The organism is Saccharothrix longispora, from assembly GCF_031455225.1.
Lineage (GTDB): Bacteria > Actinomycetota > Actinomycetes > Mycobacteriales > Pseudonocardiaceae > Actinosynnema > Actinosynnema longispora.
In genome coordinates this window covers 4,147,368-4,171,699 of the sequence record NZ_JAVDSG010000001.1, presented here as the reverse complement: position 1 = coordinate 4,171,699, position 24,332 = coordinate 4,147,368, and the positions used below count along the sequence as shown (strand labels likewise).

24 protein-coding genes are annotated in these 24,332 nt (G+C 74.2%); 14 read left to right on the top strand and 10 right to left on the bottom strand.

Annotated features, from left to right (window positions below; genetic code table 11):
* Positions 1-294: 294 nt before the first annotated feature.
* Positions 295-2,109: a glycoside hydrolase family 6 protein gene (locus J2S66_RS16615; protein ID WP_310307999.1), complete on the top strand. Its 1,815-nt coding sequence runs from the start codon at positions 295-297 to the stop codon at positions 2,107-2,109.
* An 88-nt stretch (positions 2,110-2,197) separates the two neighbouring features.
* Complete coding sequence (locus J2S66_RS16610; protein WP_310307997.1) at positions 2,198-3,052, top strand: phosphotransferase; 855 nt, start codon at positions 2,198-2,200, stop codon at positions 3,050-3,052.
* Here J2S66_RS16610 and J2S66_RS16605 read toward each other — a convergent pair.
* Positions 3,036-3,809 carry a hypothetical protein gene (locus tag J2S66_RS16605; protein WP_310307996.1) on the bottom strand — a complete coding sequence of 258 codons (774 nt, stop codon included), beginning with the start codon at positions 3,807-3,809 and terminating at the stop codon, positions 3,036-3,038. The genes J2S66_RS16610 and J2S66_RS16605 overlap by 17 nt on opposite strands.
* 188 nt (positions 3,810-3,997) lie before the next feature.
* On the opposite strand from J2S66_RS16605, the gene J2S66_RS16600 reads away from it, so the two are divergent.
* The 3 genes from J2S66_RS16600 (at position 3,998) to mshC (ending at position 8,631) form a co-directional block, all read left to right on the top strand.
* A complete protein-coding gene (locus J2S66_RS16600) occupies positions 3,998-5,383 on the top strand; it encodes a sigma 54-interacting transcriptional regulator (RefSeq protein ID WP_310307995.1) in 1,386 nt (461 codons plus the stop codon).
* Positions 5,380-7,314, top strand: coding sequence for a VWA domain-containing protein (locus J2S66_RS16595; protein WP_310307994.1), 1,935 nt, complete (start codon positions 5,380-5,382; stop codon positions 7,312-7,314). The genes J2S66_RS16600 and J2S66_RS16595 overlap by 4 nt, the downstream gene beginning before the upstream one ends.
* Before the next feature lie 78 nt (positions 7,315-7,392).
* A complete protein-coding gene (gene mshC / locus J2S66_RS16590; protein WP_310307993.1) occupies positions 7,393-8,631 on the top strand; it encodes a cysteine--1-D-myo-inosityl 2-amino-2-deoxy-alpha-D-glucopyranoside ligase in 1,239 nt (412 codons plus the stop codon).
* Positions 8,632-8,679: 48 nt separating this feature from the next.
* Here mshC and J2S66_RS16585 read toward each other — a convergent pair whose 3' ends face one another.
* Positions 8,680-10,482, bottom strand: coding sequence for a S8 family peptidase (locus tag J2S66_RS16585; RefSeq protein ID WP_310307992.1), 1,803 nt, complete (start codon positions 10,480-10,482; stop codon positions 8,680-8,682).
* 179 nt (positions 10,483-10,661) lie between these two features.
* On the bottom strand, positions 10,662-11,153 hold the full coding sequence (locus J2S66_RS16580; RefSeq protein WP_306744981.1) for a GbsR/MarR family transcriptional regulator: 492 nt from the start codon (positions 11,151-11,153) through the stop codon (positions 10,662-10,664).
* 93 nt (positions 11,154-11,246) lie between these two features.
* Here J2S66_RS16580 and J2S66_RS16575 point away from each other — a divergent pair, with 93 nt between their 5' ends.
* A complete protein-coding gene (locus J2S66_RS16575; protein ID WP_310307991.1) occupies positions 11,247-12,146 on the top strand; it encodes an ABC transporter ATP-binding protein in 900 nt (299 codons plus the stop codon).
* A complete protein-coding gene (locus tag J2S66_RS16570; RefSeq protein ID WP_310307990.1) occupies positions 12,143-13,756 on the top strand; it encodes an ABC transporter permease in 1,614 nt (537 codons plus the stop codon). The genes J2S66_RS16575 and J2S66_RS16570 overlap by 4 nt, the downstream gene beginning before the upstream one ends.
* A gap of 64 nt (positions 13,757-13,820) precedes the next feature.
* Here J2S66_RS16570 and J2S66_RS16565 read toward each other — a convergent pair whose 3' ends face one another.
* Both J2S66_RS16565 and J2S66_RS16560 read right to left on the bottom strand, forming a co-directional pair.
* Positions 13,821-14,960 (bottom strand): MFS transporter, encoded by a 1,140-nt coding sequence (locus J2S66_RS16565; RefSeq protein ID WP_310307989.1) that lies wholly within the window; start codon positions 14,958-14,960, stop codon positions 13,821-13,823.
* Positions 14,957-15,853, bottom strand: a complete 897-nt coding sequence (locus J2S66_RS16560; protein ID WP_310307988.1) for a PAC2 family protein — start codon at positions 15,851-15,853, stop codon at positions 14,957-14,959. The genes J2S66_RS16565 and J2S66_RS16560 overlap by 4 nt, the downstream gene beginning before the upstream one ends.
* Positions 15,854-16,064: 211 nt before the next feature.
* Here J2S66_RS16560 and J2S66_RS16555 point away from each other — a divergent pair, with 211 nt between their 5' ends.
* The gene (locus J2S66_RS16555) at positions 16,065-16,724 is read left to right on the top strand and encodes an HAD family hydrolase (protein WP_310307986.1); all 660 of its coding nucleotides are present in this window, start codon (positions 16,065-16,067) and stop codon (positions 16,722-16,724) included.
* Between the two features lie 10 nt (positions 16,725-16,734).
* On the opposite strand, the gene J2S66_RS16550 is transcribed toward J2S66_RS16555, so the two are convergent.
* Entirely contained in the window at positions 16,735-17,457 is a 723-nt protein-coding gene (locus J2S66_RS16550) for a (2Fe-2S)-binding protein (protein WP_310307984.1), read from the bottom strand.
* Between the two features lie 19 nt (positions 17,458-17,476).
* Between J2S66_RS16550 and J2S66_RS16545 the strand changes: the two genes are divergently transcribed.
* Positions 17,477-18,079 carry a LysE family translocator gene (locus J2S66_RS16545; protein WP_310307982.1) on the top strand — a complete coding sequence of 201 codons (603 nt, stop codon included), beginning with the start codon at positions 17,477-17,479 and terminating at the stop codon, positions 18,077-18,079.
* Between the two features lie 18 nt (positions 18,080-18,097).
* Here the strand turns inward: J2S66_RS16545 and J2S66_RS16540 are convergent, their stop codons facing one another.
* Positions 18,098-19,285 carry a GNAT family N-acetyltransferase gene (locus J2S66_RS16540; protein WP_310307980.1) on the bottom strand — a complete coding sequence of 396 codons (1,188 nt, stop codon included), beginning with the start codon at positions 19,283-19,285 and terminating at the stop codon, positions 18,098-18,100.
* A gap of 83 nt (positions 19,286-19,368) precedes the next feature.
* Between J2S66_RS16540 and J2S66_RS16535 the strand changes: the two genes are divergently transcribed.
* The 4 genes from J2S66_RS16535 to J2S66_RS16520 are packed head-to-tail and all read left to right on the top strand — an operon-like array spanning position 19,369 to position 20,826.
* Complete coding sequence (locus J2S66_RS16535; RefSeq protein WP_310307979.1) at positions 19,369-19,806, top strand: GNAT family N-acetyltransferase; 438 nt, start codon at positions 19,369-19,371, stop codon at positions 19,804-19,806.
* Between the two features lie 10 nt (positions 19,807-19,816).
* On the top strand, positions 19,817-20,224 hold the full coding sequence (locus J2S66_RS16530) for a hypothetical protein (protein ID WP_310307977.1): 408 nt from the start codon (positions 19,817-19,819) through the stop codon (positions 20,222-20,224).
* Positions 20,225-20,278: 54 nt separating this feature from the next.
* Positions 20,279-20,542, top strand: a complete 264-nt coding sequence (locus J2S66_RS16525; protein WP_033434999.1) for a phosphoribosyl-ATP diphosphatase — start codon at positions 20,279-20,281, stop codon at positions 20,540-20,542.
* Complete coding sequence (locus J2S66_RS16520; RefSeq protein WP_310307976.1) at positions 20,539-20,826, top strand: antibiotic biosynthesis monooxygenase family protein; 288 nt, start codon at positions 20,539-20,541, stop codon at positions 20,824-20,826. Before J2S66_RS16525 ends, J2S66_RS16520 begins: the two co-directional genes overlap by 4 nt.
* Here the strand turns inward: J2S66_RS16520 and J2S66_RS16515 are convergent.
* Together J2S66_RS16515 and J2S66_RS16510 are read right to left on the bottom strand one after the other, a co-directional pair.
* Positions 20,823-21,593 carry a thioesterase family protein gene (locus J2S66_RS16515; protein ID WP_310307975.1) on the bottom strand — a complete coding sequence of 257 codons (771 nt, stop codon included), beginning with the start codon at positions 21,591-21,593 and terminating at the stop codon, positions 20,823-20,825. The two genes, J2S66_RS16520 and J2S66_RS16515, sit on opposite strands and share 4 nt — an antisense overlap.
* On the bottom strand, positions 21,593-22,456 hold the full coding sequence (locus J2S66_RS16510; protein WP_310307973.1) for a RecB family exonuclease: 864 nt from the start codon (positions 22,454-22,456) through the stop codon (positions 21,593-21,595). Before J2S66_RS16510 ends, J2S66_RS16515 begins: the two co-directional genes overlap by 1 nt.
* Positions 22,457-22,551: 95 nt before the next feature.
* Between J2S66_RS16510 and J2S66_RS16505 the strand changes: the two genes are divergently transcribed.
* Positions 22,552-23,679: a site-2 protease family protein gene (locus J2S66_RS16505; RefSeq protein ID WP_310307972.1), complete on the top strand. Its 1,128-nt coding sequence runs from the start codon at positions 22,552-22,554 to the stop codon at positions 23,677-23,679.
* On the opposite strand, the gene J2S66_RS16500 is transcribed toward J2S66_RS16505, so the two are convergent.
* Positions 23,654-24,292 carry a LuxR C-terminal-related transcriptional regulator gene (locus J2S66_RS16500; RefSeq protein WP_374726200.1) on the bottom strand — a complete coding sequence of 213 codons (639 nt, stop codon included), beginning with the start codon at positions 24,290-24,292 and terminating at the stop codon, positions 23,654-23,656. The two genes, J2S66_RS16505 and J2S66_RS16500, sit on opposite strands and share 26 nt — an antisense overlap.
* Between the last annotated feature and the right edge of the window lie 40 nt (positions 24,293-24,332).

Genomic DNA, 24,332 nt, shown 5'->3' with positions numbered 1-24,332 from the left:
GTGATGGCGAACGCGCCCGTTTGCCCACCGAATCGATTCCGGGCGAACCCGGCTTGCGGATTCCATTTGAGACGGAAGTGGTTAAACCGCAGGTCAAGGCGGTTTGAGCGGCTTCGCGCACGGGTATAGGCCGGGATTATCTCCAGGTCAACCCCTCGTCAACACCGCGTGTCATGCGTTACCGTTCGTCTGGGAGCGCTCCCAGTCACCCCTTCCGGTTCGCGTCGAATCCCGGTGCGGTGACATGGCCTGGGAGCGCTCCCAGATGGCGATTTGCTCGCAAGGAGGCGATGCATGAGTCTGCGCACGTTCGTACGGTCCCGCAAGGTGGCCGGCGCGTTGGCGGTGACCTCGGTGGCGGCCCTGTCCGCAGCCGGGGTGGTGGCGAGCACCGCCACTGCCAACGCTGCCCCCGGTTGTCGGGTCTCGTATTCGATCACCAACCAGTGGCCCGGTGGATTCGGCGCCAACGTCCAGGTCACCAACCTGGGTGACGCGATCAGCGGTGGCTGGACCCTGGAGTGGGACTTCGCCGCCGGTCAGAGCGTCCAGCAGGGCTGGGGCGGCGTGTTCTCGCAGTCCGGTGCCCGCGTGTCGGTCAAGAACCCGCAGTGGAGCCCGAACCTGGGCACCGGCGCGTCGGTGACCCCCGGCTTCAACGGCTCGTGGAACGGCTCGAACCCCGCGCCGACCTCGTTCCGCCTGAACGGGACGACCTGCACGGGTTCGGTCGGCCCGACGACCACGACCACGACGACCACCACCACGACCACCACCACGACGACGACCACGACGAGCGGCGGTGGCAACCCGGGCACCCGGGTGGACAACCCGTACGTGGGCGCCGGCGTGTACGTCAACCCGCAGTGGTCGCGCCTGGCCGCCGCGGAGCCGGGTGGTTCCCGCATCTCGAACCAGCCGACCGGTGTCTGGCTGGACCGCATCAGCGCGATCGACGGCAACGACTCGCCGACGACCGGCTCGATGGGGCTGGCCGACCACCTGGACGAGGCGGAGCGCCAGCGCGCCGCCCGCTCCGACGGTCAACTGGTCTTCCAGTTCGTCGTCTACAACCTGCCCGGCCGCGACTGCGCCGCGCTGGCCTCGAACGGTGAGCTGAAGGCCGACGAGATCGGCAAGTACAAGACCGACTACATCGACAAGATCGCGGGCATCGTCGGCAACGCGAAGTACTCGAAGCTGCGCATCGTCGCGGTCATCGAGATCGACTCGCTGCCGAACCTGGTGACCAACGTGTCGCCGCGGGCCACGGCCACGCCGAACTGCGACACGATGAAGGCGAACGGCAACTACGTCGAGGGCGTCTCGTACGCCGTCGGCAAGCTCGGTGGCATCGGGAACGTCTACAACTACATCGACTCCGGCCACCACGGCTGGATCGGGTGGGGCGACACCGTTCCCGAGTACGACAACTTCTACGCCTCGGCGAAGCAGTTCGCTGCCATCCTGGGCAAGAACAGCGCCACCAAGGACAAGATCCACGGCTTCATCACCAACACGGCCAACTACTCCGCGCTGGAGGAGCCGTACTGGACGGTCGACGACAACGTCGGCGGCACCCCGGTCAAGGAACGGGCCAAGTGGGTGGACTGGAACGACTTCAACGGTGAGCTGGGCTTCGCCACGGCGATGCGCGCCGAGCTGGTCAAGCAGGGCTTCGACAGCGGCATCGGCATGCTGATCGACACCTCGCGCAACGGCTGGGGCGGTGCGAACCGGCCCACCGCCAAGTCGACGTCCACGAACCCGGACACCTACGTGAACGAGTCGCGCATCGACCGCCGCCACCAGAAGGGCAACTGGTGCAACCAGGCCGGTGCCGGTCTGGGCGAGCGGCCGAAGGCCGCGCCGAAGCCGAACATCGACGCCTACGTCTGGATCAAGCCGCCGGGTGAGTCCGACGGTTCGAGCCGCGAGATCCCGAACGACGAGGGCAAGGGCTTCGACCGCATGTGCGACCCGACGTACGAGGGCAACGTGCGCAACGGCAACAACCTCTCGGGCGCCCTGGCGGACGCCCCGGTGTCGGGCCACTGGTTCTCGGCCCAGTTCCAGGAGCTCATGCGCAACGCCTACCCGGCGCTGTGACGACCTCCTGAACGACTGATCGACCGAACACCACCGCGGGCGGTGTCCTCCTGGGACACCGCCCGCGGTCTTCGCCTACGGTCCACCCGTGGACGTGGACGAGATCACCGGACGACTGGCCCTCCGCTTCGGGCCGGAGGTGGCCGACTGGTGCGCCGCCCTCCCGTCCCGGGTGGAGGACCTGGCCCGGGCGTGGGGCCTGGTGATCGGTCCGGACATGCCGCCCGGCGCGTCGTCGGTGGTCGTGTCGGGTACCCGCGACGGCCTGCCCGTCGCGCTGAAGCTCAGCCCGGACGACGCCTTCCTCGCCGGCCAGACCGCCGCCCTGCGCCACCTCGCGCCCTCGGGCCGCGTGCCCGCCGTGCTGGCCGAGGCGCCCGGCGCCGCCCTGCTGGCCGCGGTGGTGCCCGGCACGATGGCCGAGGAGCTGCCCGTCCCCCCGACGCCGCACGAGTGGGCCGCCTTGGCGGCGGACCTGCACGGCGTCCCCATCCCCGCCGGCACCTGGCCGGACCTGCGCGACCGCTGCGAGGAGGCGTTCACCCGCGTCGGCCGCCGCCTGACCGACCCGGCCGTGGCGGCCCACGTGACGCCGGAGAGCTGGGACCGCGCCCGGACCCGCTGCCGGGCCCTCCTCGACAGCCGGCCCCGCGTGCTGCTGCACGGCGACCTGCACCTGGGCAACGTCCTGGTCGGCCCGCGCGGCCTGGTGGCGATCGACCCGCGCCCGTGCGTGGGCGACCCGTGCTTCGACGTGGTCGACTACGTCCTCGACGGCGCGCGCCACGAGGGCGTGACCGCACGCGCGGCCGAGGTCGCCGCCGCCGCGTCCCTCGACCCCGGGCGCCTGCACGCCTGGGCCCGCGCGCTGGCGCCGATGATCGCCCTGGCGCACCTCGACGACGAGGCGGCCCGGACCGAACTGCTCAACCTGGCGGCGTGACCGGCTCCCGCGTCCCCGACCTGCACCGCTCGCACCGGTCGCGTCCCGGGCGCAGGTACAGCAGCGGGTTGCCGCACGCCGCGCACCACCGGTGCGCCCGCTCGGCGACGCCCGACGCGCCGGCCGGCCCGGCGGGCTCGTACGCGCCGAGCCCGCCGGTCATCTCGCGATAGCGGGCCAGGTCGCGCACCGGGACCAGGTACACCCGGTCCGGGGCGGGGGCCAGCGGCACGGCCTCGCGGGCCGGGACCTGTTCGGCCACGTCGTCGACCCTCATGCCGGTCCACTGCTCCAGGTACGGGTGGTACCGGCCGCACAGGGTCCGCCGACCGGCGGGGCAGCGGTCGAAGGTGTGCACGTCGCACCGCCGCGCGGTCACGCGGCGCAGCCCGACGGCGGTGAGCGCGCCGCGGCGCGGCACGTCGTCCCACGACGTCCGGTTGCACCCGACCGAGGGCACCCGGTTGAACCACGACGGGTACCGGCCGGAGCCGGCGAACCACAGCGGCAGCCAGCCGGCGCGGTGCGCGCGGACCGTCCCGCGGGCGACCTGACCGGCGGGCAGGCGACCGCCCCTGATCCCGATGGCGGTGTCGGCGGCGCCGTGCACCGCGACGTCCGGCACCGCGCCCGGGGCTATCCCGAACCCGGTGCGCGCCCGGAAGCCCGCCGCGTCGGCCGCCCGGAGCCAGTACTCCTCCTGCCTGCGGTGCTCGTCGTCCACCTGCCGGCCGCCGTCCCGCCCGGGCGTCGTCATCCGACCCTCCCCGTCGCACCCCCTGGACCTGCGTAGCAGCGCCGGACCGGCGCGTCTCCGCATTCGTCGGGGTGACCGGGCGGTGTCACCCGGGTGCCGTTCGCCCTCGGCGGAACACCTCCGCACCGGCCCGGGGGTGGAGTCGCTCCACGTCGACCGGTGCCCCGAGCAGGCGTAACTTCGATCAGGTGACCTCTGAGCACCCCACCACCGCCGGCGCGCTCCGCGCGGCAGGCCACCTGCCGCGCGGGGTGAAGGCCGAGATCCGGGACAACCTGCTGGCCGCTCTCCGCGAGGGCCGCGACCCGTGGCCCGGGATCGTGGGCTTCGACCGCACCGTGCTGCCCCAGCTGGAGCGCGCGCTGCTGGCCGGGCACGACGTGGTGCTGCTCGGCGAACGCGGCCAGGGCAAGACCCGGCTGCTGCGCACCATCGTGGGCCTGCTCGACGAGTGGACCCCGGTGATCGAGGGCGCCGAGCTGAACGAGCACCCGCTGGAGCCCATCACCCCCGAGTCCAAGCGCCGGGCCGCCGAGCTGGGCGACGACCTCCCGGTCGTCTGGAAGCACCGCGACGAGCGGTTCGCCGAGAAGCTGGCCACGCCCGACACGAGCGTCGGCGACCTGGTCGGCGACGTCGACCCGGTCAAGGTCGCCCAGGGCCGCAGCCTCGGCGACCCGGAGACCATCCACTACGGCCTGCTGCCCCGGTCGCACCGCGGCGTCATCGCCGTCAACGAACTGCCCGACCTGGCCGAGCGCATCCAGGTGTCGCTGCTCAACGTGATGGAGGAGCGCGACATCCAGATCCGCGGCTACACGCTGCGGCTGCCGCTGGACGTGCTGCTCGTCGCCACCGCCAACCCCGAGGACTACACCAACCGCGGCCGGATCATCACCCCGCTCAAGGACCGGTTCGGCGCGGAGATCCGCACCCACTACCCCCTGGAGATCGGCGCCGAGGTCGACCTGGTGCGCCAGGAGGCCCGGCTGGTCGCCGAGGTCGGGGACCACCTGCTGGAGGTCATCGCCCGGTTCGTGCGGCACCTGCGCGAGTCGTCGGCGATCGACCAGCGCTCCGGCGTGTCGGCCCGGTTCGCGGTCGCGGCGGCCGAGACGGTCGCCGCCGCCGCCCTGCGGCGCAGCGCCCTGATCGGCGAGAACCCGGCCGTGGCACGCCCCGTGGACCTCGACTCGGTGCCCGAGGTGCTGCGTGGCAAGTTGGAGTTCGAGGCCGGCGAGGAGGGCCGCGAGCAGGAGGTGCTGACCCACCTGCTGCGCCGGGCCGTGGCGGACACCGCGCGCTCGACGTTCGCCGGCCTGAACCTGCGGCCGCTGGCCGAGCTGGTGTCCGCGGGCCACCCGGTGGCCACCGGCGAGCGCGTGCCCGCCGGGGACCTGCTGGGCGCGCTGCCCGAGCTGCCGGTGCTGCACGAGGTGGCGCAGCGCGTCGGCGCGGGCCCGAAGGACCCGGCGGGCCGCATCGCCTCGGGCGTGGAACTGGCCCTGGAGTCGCTCTACCTCACCCGTCAGCTGGCCAAGGACAGCGACGACGACCGAACGGTGTACGGATGAGCAGTTACCGCTACGGCCGGTACGTCGACGGGCCCGACCCGCTGGCGCCGCCGGCCGACCTGCGCGCGGCGATGGACGAGCTGGGCCGCGAGGTCATGGAGGGCTCCTCGCCCGAGTCGGCGCTGCGCGAGCTGCTGCGCCGCGGCCTGCCGGGCACCCGCGGCCTGGACGACCTGACCGCGCGGCTGTGGCGCAAGCGGGCCGCGATCACCCGGAGGCACCGGCTGGACGGCACGTTGCAGGAGGTCCAGCGGCTGCTCCAGGAGGCGGTCCGGGCGGAGCGGGCGGCGCTGTTCCCCGACCCGGACGACGACGCCCGCTTCCGCGAGGCGCAGCTCGACGCGCTGCCGCAGTCGACGGCAGCGGCCGTGCGCGAGCTGGCCGAGTACGACTGGCGCTCGCCGCGGGCGCGCGAGTCGTACGAGGAGATCCGGAACCTGCTCGGCCGGGAGCTGATGGACCAGCGCTTCCAGGGCATGAAGCAGGCCGTGGAGAGCGTCCGGCCGGAGGACGTGCGGCGCATCCAGGACATGCTGCGCGACCTGAACGACCTGCTCGCCGCCCACGCCAGGGGCGAGGACACCGCCGAGCGGTTCGACGGGTTCATGCGCGAGCACGGGGAGTTCTTCCCGGAGAACCCGAGGACCGTCGACGAGCTGGTCGACGCGCTGGCCGCCCGGTCGGCCGCCGCCCAGCGGATGATGAACTCGATGACCGAGCAGCAGCGGCAGGAGCTGGCCGAGCTGTCGCAGCAGGCGTTCGGCGACTCCGGGATCGGGGCCCAGCTCGCGCAGCTCGACTCGCTGCTCCAGGGCATGCGACCCGGCGAGGACTGGGCCGGCTCGGCGCGCTTCCGCGGCGACAACCCGATGGGCCTCGGCGAGGGAGCCCAGGCGATGGCAGACCTGGCCGAGCTGGACGCGCTCGCCGAGCAGCTCGCCCAGTCCTACCCGGGCGCCCGGCTGGAGGACATCGACCTGGAAGCACTGGTCCGCCAGCTCGACGGCGACGCGGGCGTGGACGCGCGCCGGCTCGCCGAGTTGGAGCGCGAGCTGCGGGCGCAGAACCTGCTGGAACGCGCGCCCGACGGCTCGCTGCGGCTCACCCCCAAGGCGCTGCGGCGGCTGGGGGAGACGGCGCTGCGCGGCGTCATCGACGGCGTGCGGGCACAGGGGCAGCGGGACAACCGGTCGGCGGGCGCGTCCGGCGAGCTGACCGGTTCGACCCGGCCGTGGGCGTTCGGCGACACCGAGCCGTGGAACGTGCCGCGCACCGTCACCAACGCCGTGCTGCGCTCGGCGGGCGGGCCGGTGTCGCTGGACGTGGTCGACGTCGAGGTCAGCGAGACCGAGCTGCGCTCGCGGGCGGCGGTCGCGCTGTGCGTCGACACGTCGTGGTCGATGGTGCAGGACGGCCGGTGGGTGCCGATGAAGCGCACCGCGCTGGCCCTGCACCACCTGGTGCGCACGAGGTTCCGCACGGACGCGCTGGAGCTGATCACGTTCGGCCGGCACGCCGAGACCGTGGACATCGGGCAGCTCACCGCCCTGGACGGCGTGTGGGAGCAGGGCACCAACCTGCACCACGCGCTGCTGCTGGCCGGTCGGCACGTGCGGCGGCACCCCGATGCCCAACCGGTCGTCCTGGTGGTGACCGACGGGGAGCCGACCGCGCACCTGGAGGCGACCGGCGAAGCCGAGTTCCACTACCCGCCGCTGGACCGCACGCTGGGCAAGACCCTGGTGGAGGTCGACGCCCTGGCGAGGCTGGGCGCGTCGATCACCGTGTTCCGGCTGGGCGACGACCCGCGCCTGACCAGGTTCGTGGACACGGTGGCCCGCCGCTCGGGCGGTCGCGTCGTCGCGCCGGACGAGGACGGGCTGGGAGCGGCGGTGGTGAGCGACTACCTGAGGTCCCGCAAGCGCCGCTGACGACCGTGGAGGGGGGTGGGTGCGCCCCGGCAGGTGGACCTTCTCCTCCCGGCCGGGCCGCGAGCTAGGGTCGAGGGCATGCAGACCTGGTCATCCACCCCAGTCCCGCGGGTAGCGGGCGAGCCGCGCCCGCTGCGGCTGCACGACACCGCCACCGGAGAGGTGCGCCCGACCGCCCCGGGCGACACCGCCAGGCTGTACGTCTGCGGCATCACCCCGTACGACGCGACCCACCTGGGTCACGCGGCGACCTACCTGGCGTTCGACCTGGTCCACCGGGTGTGGCTGGACAACGGGCACGATGTGCACTACGTGCAGAACGTCACCGACGTCGACGACCCGCTCCTGGAGCGAGCCGAGCGCGACCAGGACGACTGGGTCGTCCTGGGCATGCGGGAGACCGCCCTGTTCCGCGAGGACATGGTGGCCCTGCGCGTCCTGCCGCCCCGCGACTACGTCGGCGCGGTCGAGGCGATCCCGGAGGTCGTCGAGGCCGTCGCCAAGATGCTGGCCGACGGCTCCGCCTACCGCGTCGACGACCCGGAGCACCCGGACGTCTACTTCGACCACGGCGCCACCGGCCGCTTCGGCTACGAGTCGAACTACGACGCCGACACCATGGCCCGCTTCTTCGCTGAGCGCGGCGGCGATCCCGACCGCGCGGGCAAGCGCCACCCCCTCGACGCCCTGCTCTGGCGCTCCGCGCGCCCCGGTGAGCCCTCGTGGCCCTCGGAGCTGGGGCCCGGCCGGCCGGGCTGGCACGTCGAGTGCAGCGCCATCGCCCTCAACCGCCTGGGCACGTCGTTCGACGTCCAGGGCGGCGGCTCGGACCTGGTCTTCCCGCACCACGAGTTCTCGGCGGCCCACGCCGAGGCGTTGACCGGCGAGCACCCGTTCGCGCGGCACTACGTGCACGCGGGCATGATCGGCCTGGACGGCGAGAAGATGTCCAAGTCGCGCGGCAACCTGGTGTTCGTCTCGAAGCTGCGCGCCGAGAAGGTCGACCCGAGTGCCATCCGGCTGGCCCTCTTCGCCGGCCACTACCGCGCGGACCGGCCGTGGAGCGCGGAGCTGCTGGCGTCCGCGGAGGCCCGCCTGGCGACGTGGCGACGTGCCGCTGCCCTGGCCGCGGGCCCCAGCGCGCGGGACGCGGTGGCCCGCCTCCGCGACCACCTGGGCAACGACCTGGACACGCCGTCCGCCCTCGCGGCCCTCGACGCGTGGGCGGACGAGGCGTTGTCCACCGGTGGTTCGGACGCGACCGGCCCGACGCTGTTCCGGGCGGCGGTCGACTCGCTGCTGGGCGTGGAGCTGTAGGAGCGGACGGGGCCGCCATCCGCAACGGGTGGCGGCCCCTCGCTCAGGTCACGCGTCGAGCGTCCAGCTGTTGATGCGGCCCGTGTCCAGGAACGCGGCGTCGCGCACCCGGAGCTGCCAGGTGCCCGCCGCCACCTCGGACGAGGCGTTCACCGTGTACGAGCGGTTGATGTTGTCGGTGCTGCCACCGCTGCGGTTGTGCAGGTTGTAGACCGAGCCGTCGGGGGCGACGAGGTCCACCACGAGGTCACCGATGTAGGTGTGCACGATGTCGACCTGCACCGTGGTGGTCGCCGACGCGTTGCCCGAGCAGGCCAGCGCGATCGGGCTGTTCACCGTGCTGTTGTCGGGGATCGACACGTCGGTGCCGTTGGTCACCGGGTTGCACCCGGTGCCGACCGCCGTGACCGTCCAGGTGAACGAGGCGGTGCCGGTCCGCCCGGCCGAATCCGTCACGGTGACGGTCACCGACGAGGTGCCGGTGGCCGTGGGGGTGCCGGAGATCAGGCCGGACGCGCTGATCGACAGGCCGGCGGGCAGGCCGGTCGCCGAGAACGAGTACGGCGCGGTGCCGCCGGACGCCGTGAGCTGGAGGCTGACGGCGGTGCCGACGGTGGTCGACTGGTTGCCCGGGTTGGACACGGCCGGGGTGCCGGGGGTGGCGGTGCCGGTGTAGAGCAGCTTGTTCGGCGAACCGGTGCCCGGGCTGGTGATCTTGTCCGACGTGGCGGCGGCGACGAGGGCCGCGTTCACGGTCGGCGGGGTCGCGGTGGGGTTGGCGGCCAGGTAGCGGGCCGCCGCGCCGGCGACGTGCGGGGACGCCATCGACGTGCCGCTGATCGTGTTGGTGGCCGTGTCGTTGGTGTGCCACGCCGAGGTGATGTTCTGGCCCGGCGCGAAGATGTCCGTGCAGGTGCCGAAGTTCGAGAACGAGGCCCGCGCGTCGGTGTTGGTCGACGCGTTCACGCTCAGCGCCTCGGCCACGCGGGCCGGGGAGTAGTTGCACGCGTTGGCGTTGGAGTTGCCCGAGGCCACCGCGTAGGTGATGCCCGACGCGATGGAGTTGCGCACCGCGGTGTCGAGCGCGGTGTCCACGCCGCCGCCCAGCGACATGTTCGCCACGGCCGGCTTGACCGCGTTCGCCGTCACCCAGTCCACGCCCGCGACGACGCCCGCCGTGGTACCGGAGCCCGCGCAGGTGAGCACCTTCACGGCGATGAGCTTGACGCCCTTGGCGACGCCGTGCGCGATGCCCCCGACCGTGCCCGCGACGTGCGTGCCGTGGCCGTTGCAGTCGCTGTTGTTGCCGTCGCCGCTGGTGTTGGCGCCCCACGACGCCTGGCCGCCGAAGTCGCTGTGCGTCGTCCGGATGCCGGTGTCGATGATGTACGCCCGGACGTTGCTCGCGGACCCGTCCGCGTAGTTGTTGTCCAGCGGCAGATCGCGCTGGTCGATGCGGTCCAGGCCCCACGACGGCGGGTTCGGCTGGGCGTCCAGCTTCACCGGCAGGTCGGCCTGGACGAACGCCACCCGCGGGTCGGCGGCCAGGCGGCGGGCCTGGGACTCGGACAGGGATGCGTGGAAGCCGTTCAGGGCGTGCTGCCAGGCCGCGCGGACCTGGCCGCCGTACTTGCCGACCAGCGCGGACGCGGTCGAGGCCGACGCGGACCGCGCCGAGACCGAGTCGTTCAGGGCCACGATGTAGGAGCCGGCGACGGCGTCGGCGCGTTCGGCGCCGAGCACGGTGCCCTCGGCGGCCGCCACCCCGGTGTTGGCGAAGGCCAGTGCCGCGGCCGAAACCGCTGCTAAGCCGAGGACGGCGAGTCTTCTGGTGGTGCGGGCGTCTCCCATGACGGGGTCTCCCTCGGGCAGGGCTGCTCGACCGGGCCGGCGGGTGTGCCGGTCGGTGCGAGCGTGCAGGGATGGGGACGTTCGCGCGAACGGGTGGTGCGACCTGGTCACAAGCATGATCGGGACAAAAACGGCCCGGCAGTAGCGCCGTTAGTCGTAAATATTCCGAACCGCGGGGGTCAGTTCGGGCCGAACTTCTCCGCGCGGTGGGTCCGCCAGCGCTCCAGCAGGGTCGGCAGCTCGGCGTGGATGAACCCGAAGAAGGCGCGCATCTCGGCGATGCGCCGGCCGGCCGGGGTGTCCTCGCCGAGCGTGGTGACGCCTTCCTTCAGCGGCACCTCCCAGCGGCGGAACATGTCGTCGCGGCGGAACAACGCCTCGTACCAGACGTCGTCGAGCACGGTGTAGACGTCCCGGCGGGTGCCGGTCTCGCGCTCGCGCCCGATGAGGCGCACCTGGGACAGGTAGCGGACGGCGCCGGAGATCGCGGCGGGGGACACCTGGAGCACGTCGGCCAGGTCGGCGGAGGTCATGCGGCCGCTGTCGGAGGCGAGCAGGGCGGTGAACACGCGCGCGGGCATCCTCGGCACACCGGCCTCGTTGAACACCGCGGCGAAGCGCTCGATGAAGCGCAGCACGGCTTCGTCGTCACGCTCGTGCACGTCAGCCACCGGCGCATCATCCCTTCAGGACTTCCGAACGGGTGGCAGTTTATACGCTTCCTTAACTTCACGACTTTGTGAAAAGATTGTAGCTTGTTGTCCATGACATCCGCGATATCCGTGTCGGGCCTGGTCAAGACCTTCGGTCCGACGCGTGCACTGGACGGTCTGGACCTGACCGTCCACCAGGGGGAGGTGCACGGCTTCCTCGGCCCCAACGGGGCGGGCAAGTCGACCGCCATCCGGGTCCTGCTGGGGCTGCTGCGCGCCGACGCGGGCTCCGCGTCGCTGCTGGGCGGCGACCCGTGGCGCGACACCGCCGCGCTGCACCGCCGCCTGGCCTACGTGCCCGGCGACGTGAACCTGTGGCCGAACCTGACCGGCGGCGAGGTCATCGACCTGCTCGGCAGGCTGCGCGGCGGGCTCGACGAGAAGCGCCGCGCGGAGCTGCTGGAGCGCTTCGAGCTGGACCCGCGCAAGAAGGGCCGCACCTACTCCAAGGGCAACCGGCAGAAGGTCGCCCTGGTCGCCGCGCTCGCGAGCGACGTGGAGCTGCTGATCCTCGACGAGCCGACCTCCGGCCTGGACCCGCTGATGGAGGCGGTGTTCCAGGACTGCGTGAACGAGCTGCGCGGTGAGCGCACCGTGCTGCTGTCCAGCCACGTCCTGGCCGAGGTCGAGGCGCTGTGCGACCGGGTCAGCATCATCCGCAACGGCCGCACGGTCGAGTCGGGCACGCTCGCCGACCTGCGCCACCTCACCCGCACCAGCGTGACCGCCGAACTCGTGGACGTGCCCGCCGGGCTGGCCGGCCTGCCCGGCGTGCACGACGTCGAGGTGCGGGGCCGGCGCGTGCGGTTCGAGGTGGACACCGACCACCTCGACGGCGCGCTGCGCAGCCTCGTCGCGTCGGGCGTGCGCACGCTCACCAGCCAACCGCCCACGCTGGAGGAGCTGTTCCTGCGCCACTACGAGGACGACTCGCGGGCGGTGTCGTCATGACCGGCCAGAACCCGCTGACCGGCCTGCGCCCGCTGCTCGGGTTGGCGCTGCGCCGCGACCGGCTGCTGCTCGCGGCCTGGGTGCTGGGGCTGGTCGGCATCACCCTGGCGACCACCTCGGCGATGGGCGACCTGTACGGCACGGTCGAGTCGCGGCGGCAGCTGGCGGCCACCGCGGGCGCCAACCCGGCGTTCCTGGCCCTGATCGGCCCCCTGCACGACGCCTCGACCCTAGGCGGCGTGCTGGCCTGGCGGTGGGGCGTGTTCGGCGCGCTCCTCGTGGCCCTGATGAGCACGTTCCTGGTCACCCGGCACACCAGGGCGGAGGAGGAGTCGGGCCGGTTGGAACTGATCGGCTCGGCCGTCGTCGGGCGGCACGCGCCGCTGGCGGCGGGCGTGCTGACCGCGCTGCTGGCCAACGTCGCCATCGGCCTGCTGACCGCGCTCGGCCTCATCGGCCTGGGCGAACCGGCGGCCGGGTCGTTCGCGTTCGGCGCGGCGTTCACGGCGGTCGGCTGGGCGTTCGCGGGCGTCGGCGCGGTCTCCGCGCAGGTGTCGGAGAGCGCCCGCACGGCCAACGCGGTCTCCGGCGCGGTGCTGGGCCTGGCATACCTGCTGCGCGCGGTCGGCGACGCGGCGGGCGACGAGGGCCCGACCTGGCTCACCTGGGCCTCACCGCTCGGGTGGGCGAGCCTGACCAGGCCGTTCGCCGACGAGCGCTGGTGGGTCCCGCTGCTGCCGCTCGCCCTGTGCGCGGTGCTGCTGGTGGTCGCCTCGGTGCTGGTGACCAGGCGCGACCTCGGCGGCGGCCTCGTGCCGACGCGGCTGGGACCGGCCCGCGCCCCGGCGTCGCTGGGCAGCGCGTTCGGCCTGGCGTGGCGGTTGCAGCGGAGCATGCTGCTGGGCTGGGCCCTCGCCCTGCTCGTGCTCGGCGGCGTGTACGGGGCGGTCGCCCGGGGCGTCGAGGAGATGCTGGCGGACAACCCCGCGCTGTCGCAGATCATCACCCGAATGGGCGGGACCGGCGCGGTCGTCGACGTCTACCTCGCCACGATCCTCGGCGTCATCGGCCTGTTCAGCGCCATCTACGTGGTGCAGGCGCTGCTGCGGCTGCGCACCGAGGAGACCGAGTACCGCGCCGAGCCGGTGCTGGCCACCGCCGTCGGTCGGCACGCGTGGGTCGCGGGCCACCTGGTGTTCGCGATCGTCGGCACGGCCGTGGTGCTCGCCGCCGCCGGGCTCGGCGCGGGCCTCGTGCACGGCGCCCGCGTCGGCGACGTCGGCGGGCAGGTGGTCCGCCTGGTGGGCGCCGCACTGGTGCACGCACCCGCCGCGTGGGTCGTCGCCGGGCTGGCGCTGGTCCTGTTCGCGCTGGTCCCCAAGTTGACCTCGGTGAGCTGGGCGGTGCTGGTGGTGTGCCTGGTGCTGGGCCAGCTCGGACCTCTGCTGCGGCTCGACCAGTGGGTGATGGACCTGTCGCCGTTCACGCACGTCCCCAGGGTGCCGGGCGCCGAGCTGACCGCCGCGCCGCTGCTCTGGCTGACGCTGGTCGCCGCGGTGCTGGTGGGGATCGGGTTCGCCGGGTTCCGCCGGCGGGACGTCGGCCGGTGACGGGGTGGCACCGGCCGGCGCGCGGGCCGGTGCCGCCCGTCGGGCGTCCTCGAACACGCGAGTATCAGCGGGTGACCGGGGTGGTGCCGGGGCGTGCCCCCGTCGGGTGAAGCAGCGCGGCGGGGACGGTCAGCGCCAGGGCGGCGGGCACGAGGAACGCGGTCAGCGGGTCCAGGTGGTACAGCGGCACGAACGCCAGCGGCGACAACGCCGCGCCCAGGAAGCGCAGGGACTGCACCACCGACACCGCGCCGCCCGGGTTGCCCTCCTCGGTGGACAGCACCAGCGCGTTCAGCCCGACGACCACCGCCTGGCTGAACGCGCCCGCCGCGGCCCACAGCGCGCCCACGACCACCACCGACGGCAGCACGCCCGCACCGGCCAGCAGCAGGCCGCCCACGACCGCGCCGACCCGCGCGCACCAGCGGGCGCCGACCCGGTCGACGAGCCACCCGGTGAGCCGCGCCGTCACGATCGCCACCAGGCCGAACCCGGTCAGCACGAGCCCGCGCTGCCCCGCGCCCAACCCGAACGAGTCGCCCAGCCGCAGCGCCACCAGGAACGACACCCCGCCCAGGCAGCCCCACGCCACGAAGCCGGCGGCGGCCAACCGCAGCGTCCTCGGCCGCCACGCGCTGCGCAGCGGCGGCCGCTGCCCGCCGCGCGGAACCGCGGCGGGCAGCCCGATCAGGGCCAGCGCGGCCGCCACCGCCGTGGCGCCGGCGAACGCCCACCGCCACGACACCTCGGCCGCCACCCCGCCCAGCAGCGGCGCGAACGTCTGCCCGGCGGCCTGCATCGACGCGAACAGCCCCAGCGACCGCCCCAGCCGCTCGCGGGGCGCGACCGCGGCGACCGCGGCCAGCAGCAGGGGAGTGGTGAACGCGTTCGCCGCGCCCTGGAGCGCCCGCCCGGCCAACAGCGCCGGCAGCGACCACGACACCGCGCACAGCACCGACGCCACCGCGTACGCGACGTAGGCCAGCCGCACCGCGCGCACCGCGCCCCAGCGGCCGCCCAGCGTGCCGGAGACCAGCATGAGCAGCGAGAACGGCAGCATGTAGCCGGTCAGCGTGGACGCCGCCGCCCCCGCCGACACGCCGAAGTCGGCACCGACCTCGGGCAGCACGGACGAGGTCATCGCACCGCCGAACGGACCGAGGAACCCGCCCGCGTACAGCGCCGCGAGCCGGAGCCGGCTCACATCCCGGTCGGCCCGCGGCCCGGTCCGCGGCCCCGCCGGCGCAGGTAGCGCTCGAACTCCGCGGCGATGTCGTCACCGCTGGCCTCGGTCATCTGGATCTCCGCGTCGCCGCGCTCCTCCAGCGCCCGCACGTAGTTGCGCACGTCCTCGTCCTCGTCGGCCATCTCGCTGACCGTGCGCTCCCACTCCTCGGCCTGCTCCGGCAGCGCGCCGAGCGGCACCTCGACGTCGAGCACCTCCTCGACGCGGTGCAGCAGCGCGAGCGTGGCCTTGGGCGACGGCGGCTGCGACACGTAGTGCGGCACGGCGGCCCAGAACGAGATGGCGGGGACGCCGGCCTGCACGCACAGGTCCTGGAACACGCCGACGATGCCGGTGGGCCCCTCGTAGCGGGACCGCTCCAGCCCGTACTTGGTGGCCGCCGCCGCGTCGTAGGCCGTGCCGGTGACCGGCACCGGACGGGTGTGCGGGGTGTCCATCAGCAGCGCGCCCAGGGTGACCACCGTGGTCACGCCCAGGTCCTCGATGTGGCCGAGCAGTTCGGCGGCGAACTTGCGCCACCGCATGTTCGGCTCGATGCCGTGCACCAGGACGACGTCGGTGGCCGAGCCGGGAGGACGGCACACGGACAGCCGTGTGGTCGGGAATTCCACCCTTCGGGTGACGCCGTCCACCAACCGGACCGTGGGACGCGTCACCTGGAAGTCGTAGTAGTCGTCCGGGTCGATCTCCGCCAGCGGCGTCGCGTCCCACGTGAGTTGCAGGTGCTCGATCGCGGTGCTGGCGGCGTCACCGGCGTCGTTCCACCCCTCGAACGCCGCTACCAAGATCGGGTTGGTGAGCGGTTTGCCGGGGTTGGAGTGGGTCTGGGCGGCCTGGTCCGGATCGGTCACGGCGTCAGACTACGACCCCCGGCGCGGACCCGACGCCGTAGGCTTGGGCGCATGTCGGGTCGTGTCCCGCCGGTGTCGCCGGGCGCACCCGTCGACGACGTGCCCGTGCCGGGCGGGGGCTGCCGACCACGCCTCCGGGGGCCGGGCGAAATCGCAGGTCGCGGCGTTCGGGGTGCCGAATCCGCGCCGTGACCGCTTCGGAAGGGCGGAGATGACGGTCGAGGCTGTGCTGTGGGACATGGACGGCACGCTGCTGGACTCGGAGAAGCTGTGGGACATCCCGCTCGCCGAGTTCGTGGAGAAGCTGGGCGGCACGCTGTCCGCCGAGACCCGCCGTTCGCTGGTCGGGTCGAGCGTGCCCCGGACCATGGCGCTGCTGTTCGGCGAGGCCGGGCTGGTGCCCACGCCCGAGGACGTCGCCGACGGCGCGGCCTGGATCTCGCGCCGCACCGAGGAGGTGTTCCGCGCCGGCCTGCCGTGGCGGCCGGGGGCGCGGGACGCGCTGCGCGCCGTGCGCGCGTCCGGGGTGCCGATGGCGCTGGTGACCTCGACCGAGCGCACGCTGACCGAGGTCGCCCTGGACACGCTGGGGCGCGACCTGTTCGACGTGGTGGTGTGCGGGGACGAGGTGGGCGGGCGCAACAAGCCGCTGCCCGAGCCCTACCTGCGGGCCGCCCGCCTGCTGGGCGTCGACCCGACCCGCTGCGTGGCCGTCGAGGACTCGCCGACCGGCGTGGCCGCCGCCGTCGCGGCGGGCTGCACGGTACTCGTGGTGCCGTGCGAGGTGCCGGTGGACACCGGCGAGCGCCGCGTGTTCCGCGAGTCGCTGACCGGCGTGGACCTGACCGCGCTCGCCGCCCTGCTCGACTGACCCCGGCCGGTCACCGCGCGGGCAGCGGGCAGTCCCCGCACGTCCCGCCGCCGTCCAGGCGGTAGTACAGGCAGCAGCTGCGCCGCCGGAACGCGACCTCGCCGGGGAACGGGACGAACTCGCCCGTGCCCCGCAGCGGCGGTTCGGCGAACAGCTCGCGCCCCAGCGCCACGCAGTCCTCGGCGCTCGCCGTGCCCGCGCGGGCCACGATCCGCAGGGCGCCCGCCACCGACGACGCGGCGTTGCCCCACAACAGCCCCGGTGCGACGGGCGCGACCGCCCGGACCGCGTCGACCACGGGGGCGAGGGACTCGGCGATGCCGGTCCCGACCCGCGGTTCCTTCAGCCGCACGCGGAGGCCGTCGGTCCCGTAGCGCCACCACAGGTTGCCCGGCCGCACGTCGGGCACGGCGCCGTCGACGGCCCGCGCCGCGACCACCGGGCTGAGCAGCCGCGCCGTGTAGCCGAGGAAGAACAGCGACGCCGCCACCCGCGGCTCGGTGGTGCGGTAGCGGGCCGTGATGCGGTCGATCGCGCCGGGCAGCGCGGGGCCGGACAGCAGCGCGTCCCCGTCGTGCCAGCTCTCGTCGTGCCGGCCCTCGTCGTGCCGGCTCTCGTCGTGCCGGCTCTCGTCAGGCCGACTCCCGTCGGGTTCGCCGACGTCGAGGGCGAAGAAGGGGCTCAGGTCGCGGACCTGCCGCAGGGTGGTCAGGACTCGGGCGGGCTCGGGCACGTGACCTAGTCTGCCCGGCGTGGATTCCCTGGGGTTGGGCCTCACCCTCGGCCTGGCGGCGAGCATCAGCCCCGGGCCGCTGCTGGTGCTGGTCGTGACGTCGGCGTTGCGCTCGGGCTGGCGCGCGGGCGCGGCGGCGGCGTGCGCACCGCTGCTGTCCGACGCCGTCGTGGTCGCCACGACCCTGCTGCTCCTGGACCGGCTGCCGCCGAGCGCCCTGGGCGTGCTCGGCGTCGTCGGCGCGGTCTTCGTGGTCTGGAGCGGCGTGCGGACCGTGCGCGAGGCCCGGTCGGCGACCCTCGGCGCGACCGGTGAACCCCTGGCGTTCCGGCGTGCGGTGCTGGTCAACGTGCTGAGCCCGCACCCGTGGGTGGCGTGGGCGACCGCGCTGGGCCCGTTGACCGTCACCACGTGGCGCGCGTCGTCCGGGGCCGCGGTGGCCCTGCTGGTCGGCTTCTACCTGACCCTGGTGGGCGGCAAGGTCGTGATCGCGCTGCTGGTCGCGCGCGGTCGGCGCAGGCTCGGTGACACCGGCTACCGGCGTGCCCTGACCTGCGCGGGCGTGCTGCTCGTGCTGGCCGGCGTGGCGCTGGGCGTCGAGTTCGCGGGCTACGGCCGGTAGCGTTCGGGGCAGGTGGCCTCAGGGCAGGTAGAACGTCAGGACGTCGGCACGCACCGGCGGGAACAGGGTGCGCATCAGGTCGGCGTTCGGCCCCGGGTAGACGTCGGGCTGACGCGCGGCGAGGCCCGTGATGCCGTGCGGGCCGAACAGCAGTGACGCCAGCATGTCCGGCGCCACGCCCGCGCCGCCCTCCGCGCCAGGTCCCTGCATCGTGCCGCCCGGCACGACCGGACCGACCACACCCGCCCTGAACGGCAGCCGCACGTGCGACTCGTAGAACGACACCACGGCCTCACCCTCCCGGTCGGCGAACGCCTCCGACGCCGCGAGCCGCGCCCCGAACACCGGCCGCAGGTGCTCCAGCAGCGCGACCGGGTCGGGGACCCGCACGTAGTAGGACTCGGCCTCCTCGCCGGCGGCGCCCAGGAACGGCTCCAGGGCGTCGCCCGCGACCGTGCCGGGCCGCTCGGTGGCCTCCCGCGCGGCGGTCAGCGCGAGCAGCGCGCGCCCGGCCGCCTCGTCGACGGCGGCGACCTCGGCCAGCCGCAGGCCCTCGTCGGGCGGGGTGGTGCGGCCCGTCGCGACCGGCACGCCATCGCGTTCCACCACCCACTGGGTGCTGCCGTCGCGTTCGACGAGCCAGCGCCACAGGGCGGGCGAGTGCGGCACCACCAGGTCGGCGCGCGCCTGCTCGGCCTCCTGGAGGCGGGCCATCACCGGGATGTCGTCGGCGGTGGCCTCGCGGATCGTGTGCGCCCCGGCGTCCGGGCGGGCCGGCACGGGACGCGTCGCCGGGATCGGCACGGCGTAGGTGTAGCCGAACTTCCGGTAGAAGTACGGGATGCCGATCATGACGCCCACCAGCTGCCCGCGCGCGGCGGACCGCTCGTGCGCCCAGCCCATGAGCGCCCGGACCAGGCCGCGCCCCTCGTAGGCGCGATCGGTCGCGACCAGTTCGACCTGGCCCGCCGGGATCTCCACGCCGGCCAGCACCAGCGTCTCGTCCAGCAGCGTCGCGGTGGACACCACCCGGTCACCGTCCACGACGACCGCGCACGCCCCCCACCCCGCGTCCGGGTCCTCCACCACCAGTCGGTGGTCCACGGCGTCGGCCGGTTCGCCCCGGTCCGCCAGGAGCGCGCCGATCCGGTCCAGGTCGCCGGGGCGCGCGGTCCGCAGCACGAGGCCGCTGTCGAGTGACGTCACGGCAGCAGTGTGGGGCCGGTCACGCCGAGGGCCAACGGATTATCGGTGGCGGTCGGGGCGCGCGGCCGCGCAGAATCCCGCGCATGGCCTGGCTCCCCGCTGACTTCGTCCACCCGACCCGCGTGCCGCTCGACGGCGAGCACCACCTGCGACCCATCCGCGAGTCCGATGTGGACATCGACTACCCGGCGGTGATGGGCTCTCGGGAACGCCTGTGGTCGCTCTACGGCGAGGCGTGGGGCTGGCCGCCCGCCACCATGACCCGCGAGCAGGACCGCGTCGACCTCGCCCGGCACGAGCGGGAGCAGAACGACCACGAGTCGTTCAACTACGCCCTGTTCGACGCCGACGAGACCGAGTTGCTGGGGTGCGTCTACATCGACCCGGCCGAGGACGCGCTGATCTCGTGGTGGGTGGTGGACGGCAAGGTCGGCACCGACCTGGAGCGCGCGCTGGACGCGTTCGTGCCCGAGTGGATCGCGGAGGCGTGGCCGTTCACCAGTCCCCGCTACGGCATCTAGGGTTCGCGGGGTGACCCCGCTCGCGAAGTGGACCGTCGTCGCCGTCTGCCTCACCGCGCTCGCCGCGCTCGTGCCGTGGTCGCGGTACGGGCAGGTCGACGTCGAGCTGTCGCGGTTGCCCCTGTGGTGGCTCTACCTCGGCGCCGCGGTGCTGCTGCACGCGTGCGCGCTGCTGCCCGCCCGGTCCGGGCTCGTGCCCGGCCTCGTCGTGGGCGCGGCGGTGCTCGCGGCGGCGGCGCTGGTGGCGTTCGGCTACGACGAGGCGTCCTGGCCGCCGCCGGGCGCGGTGGACGAGGGCTTCCCGGGCGTGGTCCCGATGGCCGCGCCGCGCCCCGGGCCGGGTGTCCTGTTCGCGGCGGCGTCGGTGGTGGCGCAGGTGGTCGGGCTGCGGGCCCGCGCCCGCGTCCCGGTCGGCTGAACCAGGGGTCCCCACCGGCCCGCCGGCGTGCGGGGGATGCGAGGATCACACCCCGTGAAGACCTTCGACGAGCTGTTCGCCGAGCTGAGCGAACGCGCACGCACCCGCCCTGAGGGCTCCGCCACCGCCGCGGCTCTGGAGGCCGGGGTGCACGCGCAGGGCAAGAAGGTGCTGGAGGAGGCCGGCGAGGTCTGGATCGCCGCGGAGCACGAGTCCGACGAGCGGCTCGCCGAGGAGGTCTCGCAGTTGCTCTACCGCGTGCAGGTGCTCATGCTCGGCCGCGGCCTCACCCTCGAAGACGTGTACAAGCACCTGTGATCCTGGAAGCGGCGGCGCTCGACGTCCGCCCCGGTCTGGAGGCGGACTTCGAGCTCGCGTTCGCGGAGGCCCGCGAGGTCGTCGCGGCCTCGCCCGGGTTCGTCTCGCTCGACCTCCGGCGGTCGGTCGAGCGCCCGTCCCGCTACCTGCTGCTGGTGCGGTGGGAACGGCTGGAGGACCACACGGTCGGCTTCCGTCAGGGGCCGCTGTACCCGAGGTGGAAGGCGCTGCTGCACCACTTCTACGACCCGTTCCCGACCGTCGAGCACTTCCGGGAGCTCTAGCGCTCCCGCACGAACAGCGACTGCGTGCCGCGCCCCACGGGACCGTGCTCGTCGTGCAGCTCGCTCGTCGCCACGCCCACCCCGGCGGAGCCGATCACGGTGCGCGCGTCGAGGGCGAACCACTCGCCGACCGGCTCCCGGTGCAGGTGCACGGTCAGGTCGGTGTTGATCGCGTACCACTTCGAGATGTCCAGCCTGCTCGACACGCCGCTGGCCGAGTCGGCCACCGTGAACAGGCGCTGGAGCGCGGTCGGTTCCTCGCCGGCCACCACCGGTACGCGCGGACGGGCCCACACGGTGGCGTCGCCCGGCGCGAAGATGCCGCCGTCGACCGACCGCCACTCCATCGCCCGCAGGTAGCCGCCCCGCCACGCGTCCGGGATCGCCATCGGTCGACAGTCCCCGGCCGGTGGCAACGGGGTTCCCCCGCCCGCCGCGACCGCCGTCGTGTCGCCCGTGACGATCCGCCACGCGGCAGCACGCAGCACCGGGCGGCCGTCGTGCGCGAGGGTCGCCGACAGCAGCTCCACCGACCGGCCCGGCCGCTCCACGCCCGCCTCGACCGTCAGCTCCGCCACCGGCACCGGGCCCAGCACCTCGAACACGACGCGGGACAGCACGGCGTCCCCGCGCGGCGAGCAGCGCTCCAGCGCCCGCACCAGCAGCGCGGACGGCGGACCCAGGTGCTGGCTCTCGTCCGACCAGGGGCCCGCGGTGTGCCCGGTCGAGGCGAACCGGTGCTCGTCGACCCGCTCGTAGAACGCCACTAGTCCGCCCGGTCCAGCGCGGTCTCCACGCCCGCGTCCGGCTCCGGCCACCCCGGGTAGGGCGGCGGGGTGCCGTCGAACGCCGGGCACAGCGCCTTGTGGTCGCAGTAGGAGCACAGCTTGCCCGGGTTCGGCCGGAAGTCGCCCGTCCGCGCCGCGCGCAGGATGGCGTCCCAGATCGCCTCCAGCGTGCGCTCGAACCGGCTCAGCTCCGCCTCGTCCGGCTGGTAGGCCAGCGCCTGCCGGTCGGCGAGGTACATCAGCCGCAGCTGGCGCGGCACCACGCCCCGCAGCCGCCACAGCACCAGCGCGTAGAACTTCATCTGGAACAGCGCCTTGGCCTCGCCCACCTCGCGCGGCGCGGCGCCCGTCTTGTAGTCGACCACCCGGATCTCGCCGGTCGGCGCCACGTCCACCCGGTCCACGTAGCCGCGCAGCAGCACGCCGGACGGCAGCTCCCACTCCACCAGCAGCTCGCGGGCGTCCGGGTCGAACCGGCGCGGGTCCTCCAGCCCGAAGTAGCCGTCCAGCAGCCCCTCGGCCGAGGCCAGCCACGCCTCCTGCTCGGGGTCGTCGGCCTCGAACAGCTCGGCGAACTCCGGACGCTCGGCCCGCACCCGCTCCCACGCGGGACCCACCAGCTCCCGCGCCCGCTCCGGCACCCGCTCCCGGGCCGGCAGCCCGAACAGGTCCTCCAGCACCGCGTGCACCACCGTGCCCCGCACCTGCGCCCTGGTCGGCTTCTCCGGCAGCCGGTCGACGGCGCGGAACCGGTAGAGCAGCGGGCACTGCTTGAAGTCGCCCGCACGGGACGGCGAGAGCGCGGGCCTGCGAACAGGGCGCTCGGTTGTCGGCACTGCCATGACGAGAACGATAGGCCAACCCACTGACAAGATCGCCTCCAAACGCCCTGGTCCGGATCACAGCGCCGATACACCGGTGCGCTTAGGCTCCGGACGTGGCGACGACGAGTTGGCGACGGCAGGTCGGCCGGGACGGCGGGCTGCCGCTGTTCCGCGCGGCCGGGATACCGGTGCTGCTCGCGCCGTCCTGGTGGCTCGGGTCGGCGGCCGTCGTCGTGCTCTACGCGCCGATGGTCGGGCGCCTCGTCCCCGGCGCCGACGGGCTGACCGGGGTGCTGCTCGCCGCCACGTTCGCCCTCTTCCTCGGCCTGTCCGTGCTCGCCCACGAGCTGGGCCACAGCCTCGTCGCGCTGCGCCTGGGCCTGCCGGTCCGCCGGCTGCGGCTGTTCCTGCTGGGCGGGGTGTCCGAGGTGATGCGCACCCCCGCCAAGCCCGCGCACGAGGGCGCCATCGCCGCCGCCGGTCCGGTGGTGTCGATCGTGCTGGCGGGGGCGTTCGCGCTGGCCGCCGTCGCGATCCCGCAACCGGACGCGGTGTGGCTGCTGATCGCGCAGACCGCGTTCGCCAACGCCGCCGTGGCGGTGTTCAACCTGCTCCCGGGCCTGCCGCTGGACGGCGGGCGCATTCTGCGCGCGGGGGTGTGGGCCGTCACGGGCCGTCGCGCCGCGGGCACCAGGGCCGCCGTCGTCGGCGGCGGCGCGGTGGCCGCGCTGCTGGTGGCGTGGGCGCTGTGGGGCCTGGTCGACGGCGCCGAGGACCGCTGGGTCAGGTTCGGCGTGTGCCTGCTCACGGCGTGGTTCGTGGTGGCCGGCGCGCGCGGCGAGCAGGCCGCCGAGCACAAGCGGACCTGGCCGGACGGCCTCACGCTCACCGAACTGGTCCGCCCCGTGCTCCAACTGCCCGCCGAGAGCCCCGTGTCGGGCGCGCTCACCGCGTCCGCGGGCCGCGGCGTGGTGCTGGTCCGCGCGGACGGCGTCGCGGCCGGCCTGCTCGACCGGGAGATGGCCCGGCAGCTCGCCTCGACCTCGCCGCACGCCCCCGCGGAGCAGGCCGCCGTGCCGATCCGGCCGGAGACCGTGCTGCTGGAGAACGAGAGCGGCGACGAGGTGGTCGAGCGGGTCCACGGCACCGCCGCCTGGGAGTACCTGGTCGTCGACCTGGAGGGCAGGCCCGCGGGCGTGCTGCGCCGCGAGGACCTCAAGGCCGCGCTGGACCGTCGCTGACCTGTCCGCCCCTGACCTGCCCGCCGCCGGCTCGGCCGCCCGGCAGCCCGACCTCCTGCGCCAGGATCGCCGCCTGCACCCGCGAGCGCAGGTCCAGCTTGGTCAGCACCCGCGACACGTGCGTCTTCACCGTCGTCTCGCCGATGTGCAGCTTCCGCCCGATCTGGTGATTCGACAGCCCTTCGCCGAGGCACCGCAGCACGTCCACCTCGCGGTCGGTCAGCGAGTCGAGCCCCGCCGGGCGCGGCCGGGGCGCGACCGAGGCGAACTCCCGCATCACCCGCCGCGTCACGCCGGGCGCCAGCACCCCGTCACCCGCCGCGACCCGCCGCACCGCCTCCACCAGCGCGGGCGCCTCCACGGACTTCAGCAGGAACCCCGCCGCGCCCGCCCGCAGCGCCCCGGAGACGTACTCGTCCAGGTCGAATGTGGTCAGCACCAGCACCTCGGCCACGTCGCCGATCCGCCTGGTCGCCTCGATGCCGTCCACACCCGGCATCCGGATGTCCATCAGCACCACGTCGGGCCGCAGCGCCAGCGCCATGCGCACCGCCGCCGCGCCGTCGGCCGCCTCGCCGACCACCTCGATGCCGTCCGCGCCGCCCAGGATCATCACCAGGCCCGTCCGGATCGCGGCGTGGTCGTCGGCCACC

What these genes read in the sequence shown, in the direction of transcription:
- J2S66_RS16615 (WP_310307999.1), top strand. Translation starts at nt 295, where the DNA reads ATGAGTCTGCGCACGTTCGTACGGTCCCGCAAGGTGGCCGGCGCGTTG.
- J2S66_RS16605 (WP_310307996.1), bottom strand. Translation starts at nt 3,809, where the DNA reads ATGACGACGCCCGGGCGGGACGGCGGCCGGCAGGTGGACGACGAGCAC.
- J2S66_RS16595 (WP_310307994.1), top strand. Translation starts at nt 5,380, where the DNA reads ATGAGCAGTTACCGCTACGGCCGGTACGTCGACGGGCCCGACCCGCTG.
- mshC (WP_310307993.1), top strand. Translation starts at nt 7,393, where the DNA reads ATGCAGACCTGGTCATCCACCCCAGTCCCGCGGGTAGCGGGCGAGCCG.
- J2S66_RS16585 (WP_310307992.1), bottom strand. Translation starts at nt 10,482, where the DNA reads ATGGGAGACGCCCGCACCACCAGAAGACTCGCCGTCCTCGGCTTAGCA.
- J2S66_RS16575 (WP_310307991.1), top strand. Translation starts at nt 11,247, where the DNA reads ATGACATCCGCGATATCCGTGTCGGGCCTGGTCAAGACCTTCGGTCCG.
- J2S66_RS16570 (WP_310307990.1), top strand. Translation starts at nt 12,143, where the DNA reads ATGACCGGCCAGAACCCGCTGACCGGCCTGCGCCCGCTGCTCGGGTTG.
- J2S66_RS16555 (WP_310307986.1), top strand. Translation starts at nt 16,065, where the DNA reads ATGACGGTCGAGGCTGTGCTGTGGGACATGGACGGCACGCTGCTGGAC.
- J2S66_RS16535 (WP_310307979.1), top strand. Translation starts at nt 19,369, where the DNA reads ATGGCCTGGCTCCCCGCTGACTTCGTCCACCCGACCCGCGTGCCGCTC.
- J2S66_RS16510 (WP_310307973.1), bottom strand. Translation starts at nt 22,456, where the DNA reads ATGGCAGTGCCGACAACCGAGCGCCCTGTTCGCAGGCCCGCGCTCTCG.
- J2S66_RS16500 (WP_374726200.1), bottom strand. Translation starts at nt 24,292, where the DNA reads ATGATCCTGGGCGGCGCGGACGGCATCGAGGTGGTCGGCGAGGCGGCC.